The following is a 17423-nucleotide window of genomic DNA, read 5'->3' on the forward strand; positions in this document are numbered from 1 at the left end:
TCTGGCAGACAAGAGACTCTCCCTTGGGCGTCGTTTGTGCAAGATGCCTGAGGGAGATCCCCTCCGCTACATCACGCAAGCTGCTCAAAACGCCCCGAATTCCCATCGATTTACGTGCTCACGCTCAACGATGATCCACATCGGTGAAATCCTGAAGCTGACCGTTACCGCCGAAGGCGTGGAAACGCATGCCCAGCGCGATTTTCTGGGCACACACGGCTGCCATCTGTATCAAGGGTTTCTGTTCTCGCCGCCGCTCGCACCTCGCGACTTCGCGCGCTGGGTGCAAAAGCATCGGCCATGCTCATCGCCTCGCGAGGCGGACACGAAAGCCACCCCATTTGGAGCCACCCCTGCCTAGAAAACGACGCGAGACAACCATATCCGGGCCATGCCGATTCGACGTGACGTCATTCCGCCGATTGGGTTTCGGAATAAGGCGGCCACCCGACCGGCCGCTTACAGTAGCTTTCTAGCCGCCCGTGGCTTCAGCGACTTCACCAAGCAACGGATAGTCGTTGTAGCCCGCTTCATCGTCCGTATAGATGGTTTCCGGGTTGATCGCATTCAGCGTTGCGCCGACTCGAAACCGCTCGACCAGATCAGGATTGGCGACGAACGGACGCCCAAATGCCGCAGCGTCGCCTTCTCCGCGTTCGATGGCCTGCTCGGCGCTTTCCTTTGTCAAGCCTTCGTTGAGGATATACGCGCCATTGAAGATGCGACGCACGTCGCGCCCGATGCGCTCATCGCCGCGATCCAGCGATTCGCGCGCAAAGATGAACGCGATGTGACGCGCGTTCAATTGTTCCGCGACGTAGCGAAACAGCGCACGGGGATTCGAGTCGTGCATCGAATACGAACTTGACATCAGGTTCAGATGCACGCCGATGCGTTTGGCGGGCCATACGGTGAGCAGCGCATCAATTGCTTCGAGCAGAAAGCGTGCGCGGTTTTCAATCGAGCCGCCATAGCGATCCGTCCGTTTGTTCGAGCCGTCATGAAGGAACTGGTCGAACAGATAGCCATTCGCCGCATGCAGTTCGACGCTGTCGAAACCGCCACGTCTCGCGTTCTCCGCGCCACGCCGGAAATCTTCGACGATGCCGGGAACCTCATCCGTCTCCAGTGCGCGCGGCACCGTGTAACCGCGCATCGGGCGAATGCGCGTCACGTGACCTTCCGGTGCGATCGCGCTCGGCGCGACGGGCGCTTGCCCGTCATGGTAGACCGGGTCGGAGACACGACCGACGTGCCACAACTGCGACACGATCAGGCCGCCGTTCGCGTGAACGGCCGACGTGACCTTCTTCCAACCTTCAATCTGCTTCTCGCTCCAGATGCCCGGTGTGTTCGGATAGCCAACGCCCTGTGGTGTCACCGACGTGGCTTCCGTGATGATCAGTCCCGCGCTCGCGCGCAGCGCGTAATGCTGCGCGTTGAGCGGGCTGGGCGCGCGTTCGTCGAAAGCACGCATGCGGGTGAGCGGCGCCATGATGATGCGGTTCGGCAACTTCAGTGCGCCGATCTGGATCGGATCGAAGAGTGTGGACATTGCGTGAACCTTGTCTGGATTTTCAATGAGCGGTGGCACCGCGCGTTTGATGTGCACTACAACCTCACATGATGTAACTACATTTGTTACATCGTAGTCGAGTCGTATCGTAACGACAAGATTCAAATTTCGCAATAGAGCGATGTTCGATTGCTTGAGGGCGCCGCGAGTCCTTACCGCCAGACCAAAGTACGGAGGCGATTTCCGTTCGGAAGCAATTTGACAGGTTTGGATGTAACTAATATAGTTATATCTGAACGGATCATTGGGTTGTGATATGAGCGCGAATAGCCGCCTTACGGTGGCAACCCACATTCTGGCCTGGATGGCGCTTGCCGCACGCAATCATCCTGACGATCCTGTCACCTCAGAGCGGATCGCCGCGAGCGTGAAGACCAATCCTGTTGTTATCCGGCGGACACTTGGTGTGCTGTCCAAAGCCGGGCTCGTACAAAGCTATCGCGGCATCAATGCGGGCTGGCGTCTCGCCAGGTCAGCCGAACTGATCTCGCTGCTCGATGTCTTCGATGCGCTCGAAGAGGGCAGCCAGTTCGCGTTGCATCCAACACAACCTAGTCAGATTTGCCCCGTCGGGCGAGGTATCGGCTCGACGTTGAGCCACGTCTACGATTCGATTCAGGACACCGTGAGAACGACGCTGGCATCGAAAACGGTTGCAGCGGTACTTGAAGAGATTCTTGAATCGCAACGATCGGACGCGCGTCAAACTCACCCGTAGACCAGACTTATCAACCGCCCGCGCGTCGCGTTGCGGCAACCAGCACGTCGAGCCATTCCTGACGGCCGTTGATCATCGGATTCGGCCGCGTTTGCGCCAGTTCTTTCGCAGGCGTGCCGTTCTGCGTCTCTCGTGTGAGGATGTGCACGCGGCCGCCCGGCAGATCTTCGAACAGCCACGCGTGATGCGGGTCGAGACGCGACTGCGCGTCGCCTTCCACCCAGCCATGCCACGCCACGCGCGCGGGTGCACCGTCAGCAGGCGGTACATTTCCGGTGACTTCCGCTTCAACGGGAAAGCGAAGGTCGTGAAGCGGAAGCGCGCGCCCTCGCTGAGCTTCGGGCCTTGTGAGTTGTGAACCGCCATGCCGCCATGGAAAGCATCGCCCCCCATCGCCGAACGTCCGCAATCGCCGAGTTCTACGCAAATTTCCGGCGACGTGGATGGACGCGTACTCCCGGCCAGAAACGGTCAGTCGACATCGCAGTGTAGATAGTCGACAATCGAAGCTCAATACGTGCCGGAAGGCGGCAAATCCCTGTTATGAACCAGAGCGCTGGACGGCCGGACGAGAGGTTTAACGGCGACGATGGGGATCGCTGAAAACCGAACTCACTATCGCCATGTAATACCGAGGGGAGCATGCAAGCAGACCACGCATTTCCGATTAAAACCGCATTGCATGACTATTTAACTGCGATAGGCCTTCCTTGGAATTGCTCACGTAGTTCGTTGGAGGAGAAATTCGGAACACGACAACACGCCGCTTACAGTTGGAACGTGATTGAGATTCCCACGCCACTCCCGTTTGTGCGCGGCTTGCTTTGGCCACTTTCAGCTCAGGTTTTTCCTCAATTTTCTGCAGCGATGCCTGCTACCGAATTTTCGGGCAATACCTATTTCGGGGACGATGCTCGAGACAACCTCCAACATACCGTAGAACAACTGGTGCCAGTCCTTGGAGGGGGCAAAGCAACACGAACATCGAACACCCTGGGTCATGAGTGGAGGTTTGGTCCCGCCTCGGTGGAACTGTATGTCTGGCCGCCCGAGATGCAGCAGTTTCCCGCTACGAATCCGACCCACGTAAGGGAGCCGAGGCTAAAGGTAGCGTGCCATGTAGGCATCAAAACTGGCTATCGTCGTCCGTGCAGCGCTGAGGATAAAGTCGCGATCGAAAGCTTTGTGCCGGTAGCCCCTATCCCTGTTGATTTGTCAGAGATGACGCGCGCCCCGTGTCGACCCGCTCCTCAGAGTGAACTGGAGTTCATTCGATTACTCGATGGGGATATCGGGACCAAGCATAGATGGATCGGCCGCTCGGATGATTGTTCTGTACTGGTTTCTTTCGGTTCGGAACTCTACATAGTGCCGATGGACGATGTAGTTCAATTTGAAGTTGTGCGAGTACAACCGGCAAAAGGACCTGGTGGTTCATGGCTACAGGTGCAGTGCCGAAGTAAAACGTCGCAAAGTGAATTAAAAAATCTCACGATTTGCGAGGCGGAAGGGCCTGACGATCTGAGTGAACTCGTTGCGACGATAGCAAGCGCCGTCGGGAAGCCGTTTGCGTTGCTGCCCTACGCCTCCGACAGCTAAGCGTGCAGAAGTTACCTTCGATTGCAATTCGTGAGTGTCAGCTTTCGGGAATTGCGAACGTCTTTATGGGTCGAGAGTACGCGTTCGCTGACGCTAACTGAGTCATTCGCGGTCGTGCACGTCAGAACGACAGGAAAGCAACCTGAAGCGGACTTACAAACGGTGAGCCTGAATGTCAGCTGAGGCCGATCGGACTGATATGACTTTCCGTGTCAATCGCAATCGGTTTTCGGGTCTTGTTGCATCTGAATTTACTGAGGGCGACGTAGCAGTACGTCTCGACGGTGGGTCATACTGATATCCGCGGGTTGGTTACCGCATTACTGTGGTCCGCCCTATGAGCCTGCCGCTACCTAAAGTCGCAAGTCGCATGAGATGTGTTGCATAGTCCGATCGCGGGTTACTCGGGTGCCGGGCTACGCCGCCTTCAGGAAACTCGCCGTGTCCTGGTTCAAGTTAATGTGGTGTCAGCTTGGTCTGACATCCTTCGGTATGGCGAGGGACATCGCCAGTCTGCTGATGTCCCAGATGAACCCCGCAAGCTCTCGCGCAACGGCAACCACCCCTGTGTTCACATTCTTGCCGCGCGCTGCGAGCTTGCGATATCGCCGGCATAGTCGCAGTTGAGCATGCCATGCGCGGTCAATGATCGGCTTCGGGATTCCTTCATGGCGACGTTGTATGTCCGGGCTCACCCGAGCGGGGTATCTGTAACTCCAAGCAGCTTCCACGAGCAGCTTTCTTGCATAGCTGTTCCCGTTTTTTGTAATGCCGCCTTGACGGCGCCGGTCTCCTGAACTTTGTTCGGATGGCGTCACGCCGAGCCAGGCCATCAGCTGTCGCGGGTGCTCGAATCGCGACAGGTCGCCAAGTTCGGCGAGCATACCTACGGCCGTGGTGAACTGGATGCCGCGCATTGCCTGCAATCCCAGTACAGCCGGATAGAAGCGCCAGTTGACGACAGCCTCGCGTAGTGCCGCTTCGAGGCGGTCGCATTGTGCGAGCCTGTCTTCGATGGTACGGCGGCACTCGTCAAAGGCCAGCTGTTGCCAGTGGTTGGGGAACGCGAAGGTGCTAATCCACCTTCGATGTGCCGGCCCCCAGTTCGCGCTGCCGGTGTAACGAATACCATGAGAGAGCAGAAAGGACTTGAGCCGCTGGCGTGCGTGCTTGAGATCCGCTTTGGCGGCGGCCCATGCGCGAGCCAGGTCCCGGAACGCTTCATCTTCGACACCAGGCACGTAGACTGGCGAGAGATCACCTGCGCGCAACGAGCGCACGAGTTTGAACGCATCGCGGCGGTCGGTCTTGACACGCTCGCCCGGTTTCCTGGGAATGAGCGACGGGGCACATACCATGCAGTCGAATCCCTTCTGCACCAGTTGCCGGTATATGTTATAGCCGCATGGCCCTGCTTCGTAGACGATGCGGACGTGCGTCGCCTTGGACTGCATGCGCTGACAAAGGCGATCGATGTCCGTCTTCGAAGTGCCGATCTTGCCCAGCAATTCGACCTCGCCTATCGCAACGGCATAGGCTGCCGTGATCGATTCCTTGTCGGGTAGCAGCGACGCATCACTGCGCCGCCGCCCCCTTAGAACCGGACGTGCGGGTCGCCCCGCATCCGGCTCAAGCCATTGCTTCAGCACCATGGGGTGGCACCGGGCAACCTGGCGGAGCGTTTCGCGATTCGACGGCGGGCAAAGTAGGTATCCCATGCTGGATCAAACGGATTGGCCAGCCCGCGGATTTTGACGTGCCGCTGAATCACAACCGTCGCTGCACGGAAGAGCTGCAGACCGCAGGTGTCACCCTCGGCTGAACCCTTTGTCGCAAAATCCCAGAACCGGTATCCGTCACGCCGGAAGTACCGTTGTCTGACCCACCGGGCTCCTTTCATGGGGTGTCGACGCTTCGCCCATTTCCAGAGCCGTTGCCAGATGTGTGAGTCGATTGAGGAGAAGGTCACTTTCGACACGACGTGACAGTGATACTGGGCCCATCCCCGGATCACAGGGTTTAGCTGGCGTATCAACGCCTCCTGCGTGGCGCTCGCGTTGTCCTTGATGATGCCCCGGACCTTGTCAAGCAGCGACTTGATGCTCTTGGTCGCGGGCTTGATCAGCAGCTTACCGTCGTACTTGCGGACGTTCTGGCCGAGGAAATCGAAACCCGCCGCTATGTTCGTGATCCGGGTTTTCTCTTCCGAGAGCTCCAGACCCCGAGCCGCCATGAACTGCCTGACTGCCGGAAGCACCCGGGATTCCAGCACATCTTTCGACACGCCAGTCACCACGAGTCGAGTCACCCGAGGGAACTGCCCCCTCGGGTGCTCACGGAACCGGACGTGAACGTCTCCGCTCATCCGGCTCTTCCCACCGAAGCCTGTCCCCACAACAGCGGCCAGTGTGCAAAGAGCCGCGTGTGCTTGCGTGCAATCCGTTCGAGCCAATGGCTCGCCCGACGACGGTGCCCACGCAGCCGTTTGAATTTACGGGTCGCCCACAATACCAGCTTGCGATCGATCTGTCGTAGGGTCGGATATAGCGCCGACTTGTAGAAGGCACCATAGTAGTTGACCCACCCCCGGATCGCCGCATTGAACATGCGCGCCAGGTCATCCAAGGCCTTGTCACTGCGTAGTTGCAGGTTCCAGCTTCGGACTTCCTGACGAATCGACTTTGCAGCTTTGGCGCTAACCGCCGGACTGAAGTTGACGAAAGTCTTGCCGTGTCGATTCTTCGATAACCGTGGCCTGAACGTAAAGCCAAGGAAGTCAAAGCTCGTGTCCGGGTAATCTCCTCGTCGGTCCGCATCCTTGCAGTAAACAACCCGCGTCTTCTGCGGATGCAGTTCCAGCCCGCATTGCGCAAAGCGGTCCCGCAGCTGGTCAACAAGCATTTGGGCCCGGGCGAGGCTGTGACAGTGGCACACCGCGTCGTCGGCATACCGTTCAAATGGTATATCCTCATGATGCCGCTGCATCCACTTGTCGAAGGCATAGTGCAGAAACAGATTGGCGAGGATTGGGCTGACCACACCACCCTGGGGTGTACCGCGTGTCCGTACCTGCACCTCTCCATCTGGCATCTGCACCGGAGCCTTCAGCCAGCGCTCGATGTACATCACAACCCAGCGTTCGCTGATGTGGTGACGTACCGCCCTGAGTAGAAGTTCCCAGTCGATGTTATCAAAGAACCCTTTGATGTCGATCTCGACTACCCATGCATATTTCCAGCAGCGCTTACGCGTCTGCGCCAGCGCTTGCCGCGCCGATTTCCTCGGCCGGTAACCATAGGAATCCTCATGAAATAACGGATCCAACCCCGGCTCCACGACCTGCTTGATCACGGTCTGCGCGATTCTGTCCGACACGGCGGGCACGCCGAGCGGGCGAATCCCGCCCCCGGATTTGGGGACTTCCACACGTTTGACCGCCGGCGGCATGTAGCTGCCTGAAGCCAGCCTGTTCCAGAGTTTGTAGAGGTTGTTTCCCACGTCCTCGTCGAACTCCTCGAGCGTCTGACCATCGACACCTGCCGCACCACCTTTGGCCTTCACCAGTTTGTAGGCTTCCCATACCTGACGCTTGCTTATGGGAAGCGGCTTTGCCGTTGCCTCCGCGATCCTCCCGTGGACGTCGCCGCCCACGGTTGTCGCCTCAGCTTCAGCTCGATAGGGCAAGCCCTTCGCTCCAGACCCGTTACGATCCTTCTTAGCTACTACGGCTTGCTCCGTCCCTGTACCCCGCATCGGTACTCTGGCGCTCATGGGGCCTCCATTTGCGCGTCTCCCTTCGCATCGGGGTGACAGGTTCCCACGTTCCACATGAGAGCCTGAATCGACTTCACGCCGCCTTCATGCCGGATGCCGCGCAGGCAGTCAACAGGCCGCCCCCTGCACTTGTCCCACAGTAATGACTCCCCCGTGGTTTCGACATCGTCTATACGCTTTCGACACATCATCAGCGGTTCACTCGCGTTCGTCTCTTCGATTCGTACCTGATCGGGTCTCGCCCGACCGTTTCCCATCTCGCGCACCACCACGTCTCTTTAACGCAGCAGCAGTGGGTGGTTTGGTGCCTGCGCCTGTACGCCGACACCGAGGGGCCAGTCCTCATCTCTCATGCAGCATGGCTGCTCAGAAGAGTTACAGCTCCTTCTTCGCGCCTTCGTGGCGCACAGTCATCGGCATAGCGGACGACGTTGATCTGAGCTTTTCTGCGGACAAGTGTGGATGTTCCCACACTTGTATGGACTGCCGCTTCAAGCCCATCCAACGCCATATTCGCGATCACGGGCGAGATGACACCCCCTTGGGGTGTACCCGCCTGCGACTCGAACAGGGTTCCCTCATCGATATATCCGGCTTGAAGCCACTTGCGCAGAACCTCCTTGTCCATCGGTATGTTCTCCAGAAACCAGGAGTGACTGAAGTTGTCGAAACAGCCTCGAATGTCACCCTCCAGAATCCATTCTGGCGAAGCACGCTTGGCCAGAACGTTGAAGCACTGTTCGATGGCATCGGCGGTCGAGCGTTCGGGCCGAAAGCCGTAGGAATTGGCGTCTGCCAGGGTCTCTGCGACGGGTTCCAGAGCTAGCTTCCACAAAGCCTGCATCGCTCGGCACCGCATACACGGGATTCCTAATGGACGCTTCTTTCCGTTACTCTTGGGAATGTAGACACGCCGCAGCGGCATCGCTCGATAGCCTCGATGTCGTAGCGACAACATTCCTTTCCATCTGGCCGCCGGTGATGACCAGATCCGTCCGTCCACCCCCGGCGTTCTCTTGCCGCGATTCTCCGTCACACGCTTGACAGCGAGCATCTTGCCGTCATGCGAGCGGGTTAGCAGACGCTGCAATGCTTTCACCTTGCCCCATCGGCCGTCCCGAACTGCCTTGGCGATACGCAACTGAAGTCGTTTCACCTCTGCTTCAATGTGCGACCAGTTTGCATGGTCCCACATCTGCGCAGCGCGCGAGGGCGCACCAGCGTCAAACGCTTTCGCGTCCATTGCCGTCATCTGCTTTCCCCCGTATAACGATTTGTCAAGGTTATCTCGCCATGAATGACCACGCGGAAGTCTGCCCGCTTTCGCGTCGGGCAATGTCTCAGCCCGTATCCCGTCCATTACAGCCGGGCATTCGCTTTCTCCGCGCTCCTCTACCCACAGCGCCAACAGCGTTCCTTGCGGTTCGCCTGCCGTTGCCGGCAGCGCTATGGGCTTACCCTGTTCCGCATGAATTTCCGAGCGGGGCGGACCCTTCCTATTCGCCGGCGGCTTGTCGTCCATGGTGGCCCAGTTCACGAGGACCACTCCACACCGCGTACCGTTTTGGTCCAAGCCCGTCAGCACGTTTGGCTTGTTTCCTGGTGACGACGTTTATCGGAAGTTCACATATGTTGGTCGTACCCGCGCGTCCCTTGCTCCTCTCCACCTTCGTGCTGGCAGATTTCGCCTCTCCTCGCGGTTCGGCGTACCGGTTACCCGGCGGCTACGTTGTCCCCAGAGCTTCATACCAAGCTGTTGCCGGCTCAGCATGTCCGGGTAGGGAACGGTTGATGGAACAACCGGTTTCATCAGGTCATACCTTCTCCAGTGAAACAGAAACTCAAGCGACTTTCAGGTCGCACGTGAACATCCAGACCGACGTACACCGTGCTATCGTGTCCCATGCTGGCCTCCCTGCTGGAAATCGCCGGGTGTCGCCCTCGTGCACACCGTGCGGCTCTGGCAGCAATGCTAACCCGCGTCTGATTCCTCACGGTGGGCCAGCCGCTGGCCACGGAAAGTCATACTGCCTAAACCGCTCGCGCGGTAGGGGGCTGCGGCCCGACTCGGGGTGCCTTTGATTTTCGAGCGATTTTCCGGTCAGGGGCACCTAAGCCTGGGGCGGGTCGGCCTTGTGGCCCTGTATAAATTGTCTTTGCAATCAAGCATCTGCTGACTACCCGTTTGAGGGGCCCATATTTGCGCGGGTGGCCGTACCAACCCGATGCTCTCCTCGAAGCGCGTGATAAAAGCCGATGATGCATGGCGGGACCCGACCGTTTAGGCTCGGCGACTCGCACTCGAGGCTGGCAGATCACTCGGCACGCTCAGTCCGTCGCTGGGCGGGCTGTTCAAGCCGGGTTCCGCGGCGTGGGCCTTTGGACCGCACGCCGCTTTTCCAGGGTGGCGAAAACCGCGCGAACCTCGATCTGGCCAACGTGCAGAAGAAGATCCAGGTCGCGCAATACGAAAGGGCGATCCAGACCGCGTTCCGCGAAGTGGCTGACGGGTTTGCGGCGCGCGGCACGTACGATCAGGAGATCGAGGCCCGGCAGCATGACACGCTAGCTGAACAGCGTCGGCTCGAACTGTCGGAGCTGCGGTACCGGTGAGGCGTCAGCCATCTGTCGGTACTGACCGCTCAAAATCACCCGTACGCTTCGCGCCAGTCATTGATCACCGCGAGGATGCAGCGGCTGACGAGCCTTGTCGATCTGTATCGTGCACTCAGGTGAAGAACAGCGGCCTGCCGACGCTCCGGGCATCGGCTAAGGAGGTCAGCGGCGCCAGCGAACGTGAGCCGTGATGCGGAGACTGGAAGCCGCGTTGTGGCTAACACCATCGTTCAATTGTGCTGTGCATCGACATCAGCCTACCCTTGCTTCCTGAAAGACATTCGATGTGGCCATTTTGAGGGATGGTTAATGGCACCGTTCAATGCATTCGCATCTTTGTAAAAGTCGCGAGCGACGGAGGCGTTGCCTCGGCGGTCTGGTTGCCAATCGCGACTACTTCCGAAAAGGTGAAGCTATGACATTTCGAAATGAGGACGACATCGTGCGACGAGCGCTGATTGCTCTTTTGGCTCCGGAATCATTTGCGTCGGAGTCCACGGCGAATGCATACATCCGCAAGAAGAAGTTTCGCCGGAGCGGTCCCACGGCGACGAGGACATTTGAGCCTGTCGTTGCAGAACCGGTCCCGGCTCGAGTTTCCATTGTCGAGCAGCTTACATCGCAAACGCTCAGTGTCCGCTGGAGCGATTCGCAATCCGGACACTACGCTGATCAGGTGTGGCGGAAAGGTGTTGCACGCAGTTCGTCCTTTTGCGTGTTGACTGGCATGCGCATCTATCCCGGCGATTCCGTGTTCCGACCGCGTGCCTGCGAATCGTATGTACCCGCGAATTGCGATCGTATGATTCTCGCGGCAGTAGTGCGCGAAGATTCAGTTCCCGCGGTTGACGGTTTGACGCCTGCGGCATGCGCTATTTGACGTTGGTACTGACATGTTCCGACTCAGACTCATGAGCGTACATGACATAACCTCGGCATAGCGTTTGTCCCGCCAGTTTGACGGTGCGCGTGAGTGAGAGAGTGAGTGACGTCCACATGCGCGCCCGGGGAGATGTCACGAGTGAAGATTTCTAAACTGCCCCGATGTTTCGCTATTGGCATGACCTTCGTCTCGAACGTCACCTATGCACACGAACTCGATGCCAGTCTCGATTGTCATTTCGGCTTGCATGGGTTCAGGCGCTGGAAACGAATGGCGAAAAGCAAGGCAGTTCGGGATCGCGGCGCCGATGGCGGTGATTCGGACTGGCAATCTCAACGATGAAAGGCGCGTTGATCTGCGCTCTGAATTTTAATTGCGATCGTACGTTTGTGCGGCTCCGCTGAAAACGTGGCAACAGCTTGCCGCCGTCGATGGCGGCCTGGCCGACCCGGTTGTGGCCGGCCAGATCCCGTCTCAGTCTAGTTCTTCGACCGGACCGAAGAACTCGTACCGGCTTCTATCCTCGGGTACGCCCAGTTCGCGCAGCGACCGCTTGATGAAGGCCATGAACGGCTTCGGTCCGAGGAAATAGGCGTCGAAGTTTCGGTCGGCCGGAAGCCAGTGCCGCAACTGCTCCATGGTTGGCCGGCCTACCCCGTCCGGGGCAGGCGCTTCCCGTGCTTCGGTCGCTTCATAGACGACGTACGATTGAAAACGGGGAAAACGGGCATGCCATGCCTTGAGTACATCAGCGAAGGCATGCACCAACGCATTGCGCGCGTAGTGGATAAATATGACACCCCGTTCGCTGCGGTGCAAAGCCGCTTCGGCCATCGCCAGCGTTGGAGTGATTCCCACACCTCCGCTGATTAGTACAAGTGGCTCGTCACTGTCGCGGAGGGTGAACTCGCCAGCAGGCGGAAAAAGCTCCAGGATGCTTCCTTCAACCACCTTGTCGTGAAGGAAGTTGGAAGCGACGCCATCTGGCTCGCGCTTCACGCTGATCCGGTAGCTACGTCCGTTAGGCGCGGCCGACAGCGAATAGTTTCGGCGGATTTCCGCGCCATTCACGTTCAGGCGAAGCCCAATGTACTGGCCTGGAGTGAAGTCGAGTACCGGACCGCCATCGACCGGCTCCAGGTAGAACGAAGAGATTTCCGCGCTTTCCGGGACTTTGCGGACCACCCGGAACGCACGTTCACCTCGCCATCCGCCGGGCGCGCTGGCCAGCGCGTCGTAAGCCTGACGCTCAGCGCCCATCAGGATATCGGCAAGCTGCTGGTAGGCCACACCCCAGGCCTCGATGACTGCATCGGTCGCGACGTCGGGACCCAGCACCTCTCGAATCGCACGCAGCAGACACGCGCCCACGATCGGGTAGTGCTCGGGCTGGATCTGCAGCGCAACGTGCTTGCTCACGATCCGTTTTGCAAGCGGGCCGAGCGCCTCGAGGTGATCGATGTTGCGCGCGTACGTGAGTACGGCGTTGGCAAGCGCTCGTTGCTGGGAGCCACTGGCCTGGTGAGTCTGGTTGAACAGTGGGCGCACCTGCGGATACCCGTCGAGCATCAGCTTATAGAAATGTTGGGTAAGCGCTTCGCCGTCCGTTTCCAGCACCGGAACGGTGGCCTTTATGATGTCGCGTTGAATATCGGTCAACATGGGAATCTTTCTCGTGAGCGGTTGAGATGTCGCGAATCGTCTTGCCTCCGTCAAGAAGGCAGAAGGCGTAGTCGATTGGACAGGCGTCACGTCCAACTCGACGTTGACGCCATCGGGTTCATGGCTGGTTTCATCAGAGTGCAGGTCGCGCACAATCACCGCGCCAACCATTCGGGTTCGCTACGGCATCCCGGCGCACCAGACGCCGGCATTTTGCAAATGCACTTGCTTCGTCGATGCCGGGACTGCGCTAAGCGCATCCGGCTTTACGGTGATGACGAACGCTGCGAAGTACAGTGCTGCGAGCACGGACTATTCGGCCGTCCCGTGCGTCGGGCTCTTCGTAAAGTCTGGCGGACGTTTCTCGAGGAAGGCCGAGAGCGCTTCCTTGGCCTCTGCCGAACTCACCCGCTCCATGAACTCCTGGTTTTCACTCTCTATCGCTTCTTTGAGCCGGCCAACCGAAGCCTGCTTGAGGAGCCGTCTGCTCGCCCGCAACGCGCCGCCCGGTTTTGCCGCCAGCTTCTGTGCCGTTGCGGTCGCAGTCGCCAGGAGATCTCCGTCGGGCACCACGCGAGTCGCGAGGCCCAACTCCACCGCCCGCTGAGCAGTGAAAGGCTCTCCCAGAAGAAACAATTCGGCCGCCCGGAGACGGCCCACGCGCGCCGGTATCGAAAAGCTCGATCCGAATTCCGGCACCAGCGCAAGGTTGATGAACGGCAGCTGGAATTTGGCGCTCTCGCCCGCGTAGATGAAATCGCAATGAGTCAGCATCGTGGTTCCGCCGCCGATCGCCGCGCCTTGCACGGCCACGACGATCGGCTTCTCGAACCTGACGAATGCCTCCATCAGGAGGCCCTGCGGAAACGCGCCAAGCCTCGGCGGATTGTTCAGAAAATCCCCGACGTCGTTGCCCGCGCAGAACGCGTTTCCGGCGCCGTGCCAGAGCACGACACGGATCGCGTCGTCCTTGTCCGCTTCGTTGAGGATGTCGGCCAGGCTCGTGTACATGCTGGACGTCATCGCGTTCTTCTGGGCAGGGCGATTAAGCTGGACCCGAAGGATTCCGCCCGTACGCTCGGTGATAATGTCGCTCATGGTTTGCTCCTTTCTCTCTGTCCTGTGTCAGGCTGCGTGCTCGTTGACTTTCGGCACAGCACCGCTCGCGCGCAAGTCCTCGATGCCCTTCGCGTCAAATCCCAGGTCACGGAGGATCTCGTCGGTGTGCTCGCCGAGATCGGGGCCGCGCCGCGCCGGCACCTTGTCAACGCCATGCACCTGGAACGGGCTGCTGATCGTCGAGGTCAGCTTGCCTGCGCCCTCCAGCGGGACGACGATTCCGTTCACCGCAAGTTGGGGATCGTTGATCACCTCCTGCGGTCCGCGGACCTCGCCGAACGTCACGTGCACGCCGCCAAACACCTCATGCCAGTGCGCCATCGGCTTGGAGGCGAAGAGCTCGTCGAAGATGCCTGTGAGCGTTGGCATGTTGGCGACCATCTTCGCGGGGTCGGCGAACCGCGAGTCCGTAAGCAGGTCCGCTCGGCCGATGGCGTTCGCTACCGCAGCCAGCTTGTCGGGCGTGACGACAAGGACGAACCAGGCGCCGTCGGCCGACTGATAGACGTTCATCGCGGCGTTGGCCGGATGCTTGCGGTCGTGCATCGGCGGAAACGTGGCGCCGGCGAGCGCGCCCTGGATCGACACACTCGCCGACCACACGCCTTCGGCGAGCAGCGAGGTCGTGACATACGATCCCTTGCCGGTCCGCTCGCGCCGGTAGAGCGCCGTGACGATCGCCGAATACAGGCCCATGGCCGTGGCGTTGTCGCCACTGCCGCTCACGGGCCAGGTTGGGGGCGCGCCGGCGTCGCGGGTCATCGATAGCAGGCCGCTGCGCGCCCAGTAGGCGGTGAGGTCGAAGCCCGGGAGGTTAGCGTCCGGCCCTTTTTCGCCGAAACCCGTCAGATCCGCGTAGATCAGGCGCGGGTTCCACGCTGCCACGGTCTCGTATTCGAGTCCCAGCTTCTTGCGCGCCGCGTGTGGGGTGTTGACGATGAACACATCAGCCCACTTCACGAGCTCCTGCACAACTGATTGTGCGCTCGGGGACTTCAGGTCCAGCGTGAGGCTGCGCTTGTTGCGGTTGGCCAGATGCCACGGGTAGGCCTCCTCGGAATGCGGCAGGACCGGAAGCTTGTGGCTGTACCGCCACGCGTCACCTTGCGGCGGCTCGACCTTGATCACATCGGCGCCGAAATCGCCGAGGACCACCGCGGCGCCCGGGGCGGCGACGTAGGTCGAAAAATCCAGGACCTTCAGGCCGGAGAAGATGTTGTCATTGGGCATTGGATGTCTCTGAGTGGATTGCGTTGGGGCGGCTTCAGCGGCCACAGAACTGGGGCGCGCGCTTTCCGAGGAAGGCGGACGTGCCCTCCTTCTTGTCCTCCGTCCCGGCGCACAGCCCGAAGTAGGAGGCTTCGAGGGCGAGGCCCTCGCTCTGGCCCGCGTCGAATCCCTTGTTTACCGCTTCGAGCGATAGCTTCACAGCGACAGGAGCGTTCGAAGCGATCGTCTTCAGGATGGCTTCCGCACGCGCGATCAGATCGGCTGCCGGAACGACCTCGTTGACGAGCCCGATGCGCCAGGCCTCCTGCGCGCTGATGGCCTCTGCGGACAGAATCAGCTGGAGCGCGCGGCCCTTTCCGATGAGGCGCGGCAGCCGCTGCGTTCCGCCGCCGCCGGGAAGCAATCCGAGCTTGACCTCGGGCTGACCGAGCCTCGCGTGCTCCACGGCGATACGGATGGTGCAAGCCATTGCCGTCTCGCAGCCGCCGCCGAGTGCAAAGCCGTTTATCGCCGCGACCACGGGTTTGCCAAGGTTCTCGATCAGGTCGAGCACTGCTTGACCTGAGCGGCTCGACTGCTCCGCTTCGATCGCAGTCGCGTGCGCAAGCTCGCTGATGTCGGCACCGGCGATGAAGGCCTTGTCGCCCGCGCCGGTGAGAATGACGCCGCGCACGGCAACATCCTCCCGTGCATCTTCGAAAGCAGTTCGCAGATCGTTCCATGTCTGCGTGTTCAGGGCGTTGAGCACCTTAGGCCGGTTCACGGTCACATAGGCGATCGCGCCGCGCTTCTCGTACAGGACGTTTGCCAGCGTCGGTCCTGCCGTCGATGAATCGACAAGCACTGCTGATGGCGAAGATGCGAGTGTCATGATTGTTGATGACATGGTTGATTTCTCTTTCCGGATCGTGAGCCGGCGAAAGGCGCGCCGGCGCGCTAGTGCGGTATCAGATGAACGCGCTGAACCCGGTGATCGCCTTGCCGACGATCAGGTTCTGCATCTGGTACGTGCCCTCGTAGGAATAGAGGGCCTCCGCATCGGCAAAGAAACGCGCGACGTTGTAGTCGGCGAGAATGCCATTGCCGCCGAGCAGCTCTCGCGCCCAGGAGACCGTCTCACGCGCCTTGGACGTCGTGAACGCCTTCGAAAGCGCCGCTTGCTGGTCCGTAAGCTTGCCTTCGTCCGCGAGCTGTGCCGTGCGAACCACCATGCCCTGGCAGGCAGTAATGTTGCCGAGCATCTTCGCAAGGAGGTCCTGAATGAGCTGGAACGAGCCGATCGGCTTTCCGAACTGCAATCGCTCCTGTGCGTACTTGAGCGCGTGCTCGTAGGCGCCCATCGCGCATCCTGTCGATTCCCATCCCACGTAGTACCGCGTCCCACGCAGCACGCGCGCGGTGTCGCGGAAGGACTGGGCGCCCGATGCGAGCCGGTTTGCTTCCGGCACCCGGCAGTCCTTCATCGTGATCTGACCGTTCTGGACCACCTTGAGCGCGATCTTGTTCTCCATCTTCTCGACGCTGAAGCCGGGCGTGGTCTTGTTCTCGACGATGAAGCCCTTGACCTGGTTGTCGTCGACGTCGCGCGCCCAGATGATCGAGATATCGCAGAACGGCGCATTGCCGATCCAGCGCTTCTGGCCGTTCAGGACCCAGGTGTCCCCTTCGCGCTTCGCCGTCGTGGTCAGGCCGCCGCCGGCTCCCGAGCCGACCAGTGGCTCGGTCAGCCCGAAGCAGCCGATCTTTTCCATGCGCGCCATCGGCGGCAGCCACTTCTGTTTCTGCTCCTCCGATCCAGCGAGCGCGATCGAACCCATCGACAGGAAGTTGTGGACACCGAAGAAGGTCGCGATTGATGCATCGACCCGCGCCATTTCTATTCCGATAAGGCCGACCAGCAATTGACTCCCGCCGGCGCAGCCGTACCCCTGGATGCCGAGGCCGCCGAGGTTCAACTCCTTGACGGCAGGCAGCAGCTCGAACGGAAAGGCGTCCTCGACCCAGTACTTGTTGATGATGGGCGCGACTTTGGACTCCATGAACGTGCGCACCCTCTGCAGAATCGCTCGTTCGTCTCCGTTCAAGGTGTCTGCGTAGTGATAGAAATCACTGTTCGGCGGCGGAAGCTGCTTCGCGGTGATCTTGCTTTCCGTGGCTGCGTTAGGCATTTTGCGATTCCTGTTGCTGTGGCTTGAAAGACGGAAAAAGAGGGCGCGTCAGTCGAGTGACCGACCCGGCGGTTGCGC

The 17423-nt window shown here is 59.9% G+C and carries 16 protein-coding genes and 1 pseudogene; 6 read left to right on the forward strand and 11 right to left on the reverse strand.

From position 1 onward, the window contains the following. On the forward strand, positions 1-361 hold a 361-nt coding region (locus tag AB4Y32_RS32085), incomplete at its 5' end, for an EAL domain-containing protein (RefSeq protein ID WP_368725173.1). 111 nt (positions 362-472) lie between these two features. On the opposite strand, the gene AB4Y32_RS32090 is transcribed toward AB4Y32_RS32085, so the two are convergent. After that, positions 473-1555 carry an alkene reductase gene (locus AB4Y32_RS32090; protein WP_368725174.1) on the reverse strand — a complete coding sequence of 361 codons (1083 nt, stop codon included), beginning with the start codon at positions 1553-1555 and terminating at the stop codon, positions 473-475. 277 nt (positions 1556-1832) lie between these two features. Between AB4Y32_RS32090 and AB4Y32_RS32095 the strand changes: the two genes are divergently transcribed. Continuing rightward, on the forward strand, positions 1833-2294 hold the full coding sequence (locus tag AB4Y32_RS32095; protein ID WP_368725175.1) for an Rrf2 family transcriptional regulator: 462 nt from the start codon (positions 1833-1835) through the stop codon (positions 2292-2294). Positions 2295-2304: 10 nt separating this feature from the next. On the opposite strand, the gene AB4Y32_RS32100 is transcribed toward AB4Y32_RS32095, so the two are convergent. After that, positions 2305-2532, reverse strand: coding sequence for a hypothetical protein (locus AB4Y32_RS32100; protein ID WP_368725176.1), 228 nt, complete (start codon positions 2530-2532; stop codon positions 2305-2307). Between the two features lie 404 nt (positions 2533-2936). Here AB4Y32_RS32100 and AB4Y32_RS32105 point away from each other — a divergent pair, with 404 nt between their 5' ends. After that, positions 2937-3893 (forward strand): hypothetical protein, encoded by a 957-nt coding sequence (locus AB4Y32_RS32105; RefSeq protein WP_368725177.1) that lies wholly within the window; start codon positions 2937-2939, stop codon positions 3891-3893. A 467-nt stretch (positions 3894-4360) separates the two neighbouring features. Here the strand turns inward: AB4Y32_RS32105 and AB4Y32_RS32110 are convergent, their stop codons facing one another. The 4 genes from AB4Y32_RS32110 to AB4Y32_RS32125 form a co-directional block, all read right to left on the reverse strand. After that, positions 4361-5545, reverse strand: a complete 1185-nt coding sequence (locus AB4Y32_RS32110; RefSeq protein WP_368725178.1) for an IS110 family transposase — start codon at positions 5543-5545, stop codon at positions 4361-4363. After that, complete coding sequence (locus AB4Y32_RS32115; RefSeq protein ID WP_368725179.1) at positions 5536-6177, reverse strand: group II intron maturase-specific domain-containing protein; 642 nt, start codon at positions 6175-6177, stop codon at positions 5536-5538. Before AB4Y32_RS32115 ends, AB4Y32_RS32110 begins: the two co-directional genes overlap by 10 nt. A 77-nt stretch (positions 6178-6254) precedes the next feature. Beyond that, the gene (ltrA, locus tag AB4Y32_RS32120) at positions 6255-7664 is read right to left on the reverse strand and encodes a group II intron reverse transcriptase/maturase (protein ID WP_368725180.1); all 1410 of its coding nucleotides are present in this window, start codon (positions 7662-7664) and stop codon (positions 6255-6257) included. A gap of 352 nt (positions 7665-8016) precedes the next feature. After that, positions 8017-9204, reverse strand: coding sequence for a reverse transcriptase N-terminal domain-containing protein (locus AB4Y32_RS32125; RefSeq protein WP_439899871.1), 1188 nt, complete (start codon positions 9202-9204; stop codon positions 8017-8019). A 778-nt stretch (positions 9205-9982) separates the two neighbouring features. Here AB4Y32_RS32125 and AB4Y32_RS32130 point away from each other — a divergent pair. The 3 genes and pseudogenes from AB4Y32_RS32130 to AB4Y32_RS32140 form a co-directional block, all read left to right on the forward strand. Then, positions 9983-10440: pseudogene (locus tag AB4Y32_RS32130) on the forward strand (TolC family protein); the annotation flags it as partial. Between the two features lie 258 nt (positions 10441-10698). Then, positions 10699-11163 (forward strand): DUF3331 domain-containing protein, encoded by a 465-nt coding sequence (locus tag AB4Y32_RS32135; RefSeq protein WP_368725181.1) that lies wholly within the window; start codon positions 10699-10701, stop codon positions 11161-11163. A gap of 141 nt (positions 11164-11304) precedes the next feature. Further along, a complete protein-coding gene (locus AB4Y32_RS32140; RefSeq protein WP_368725182.1) occupies positions 11305-11508 on the forward strand; it encodes a hypothetical protein in 204 nt (67 codons plus the stop codon). Positions 11509-11640: 132 nt separating this feature from the next. Here AB4Y32_RS32140 and hmpA read toward each other — a convergent pair whose 3' ends face one another. From hmpA to AB4Y32_RS32165, 5 genes are all read right to left on the reverse strand, one after another. Continuing rightward, positions 11641-12828: an NO-inducible flavohemoprotein gene (gene hmpA / locus AB4Y32_RS32145; RefSeq protein WP_368725221.1), complete on the reverse strand. Its 1188-nt coding sequence runs from the start codon at positions 12826-12828 to the stop codon at positions 11641-11643. A gap of 312 nt (positions 12829-13140) precedes the next feature. Continuing rightward, positions 13141-13926 carry an enoyl-CoA hydratase gene (locus tag AB4Y32_RS32150; RefSeq protein WP_368725183.1) on the reverse strand — a complete coding sequence of 262 codons (786 nt, stop codon included), beginning with the start codon at positions 13924-13926 and terminating at the stop codon, positions 13141-13143. Positions 13927-13953: 27 nt separating this feature from the next. Further along, entirely contained in the window at positions 13954-15177 is a 1224-nt protein-coding gene (locus AB4Y32_RS32155) for a CaiB/BaiF CoA transferase family protein (protein WP_368725184.1), read from the reverse strand. Between the two features lie 34 nt (positions 15178-15211). After that, positions 15212-16063, reverse strand: a complete 852-nt coding sequence (locus tag AB4Y32_RS32160) for an enoyl-CoA hydratase-related protein (protein WP_368725185.1) — start codon at positions 16061-16063, stop codon at positions 15212-15214. 61 nt (positions 16064-16124) lie between these two features. Continuing rightward, the gene (locus AB4Y32_RS32165) at positions 16125-17345 is read right to left on the reverse strand and encodes an acyl-CoA dehydrogenase family protein (RefSeq protein ID WP_368725186.1); all 1221 of its coding nucleotides are present in this window, start codon (positions 17343-17345) and stop codon (positions 16125-16127) included. Between the last annotated feature and the right edge of the window lie 78 nt (positions 17346-17423).

The sequence above is a fragment of the Paraburkholderia phymatum genome, assembly GCF_040965635.1.
Classification (GTDB): Bacteria; Pseudomonadota; Gammaproteobacteria; order Burkholderiales; family Burkholderiaceae; genus Paraburkholderia; species Paraburkholderia phymatum_B.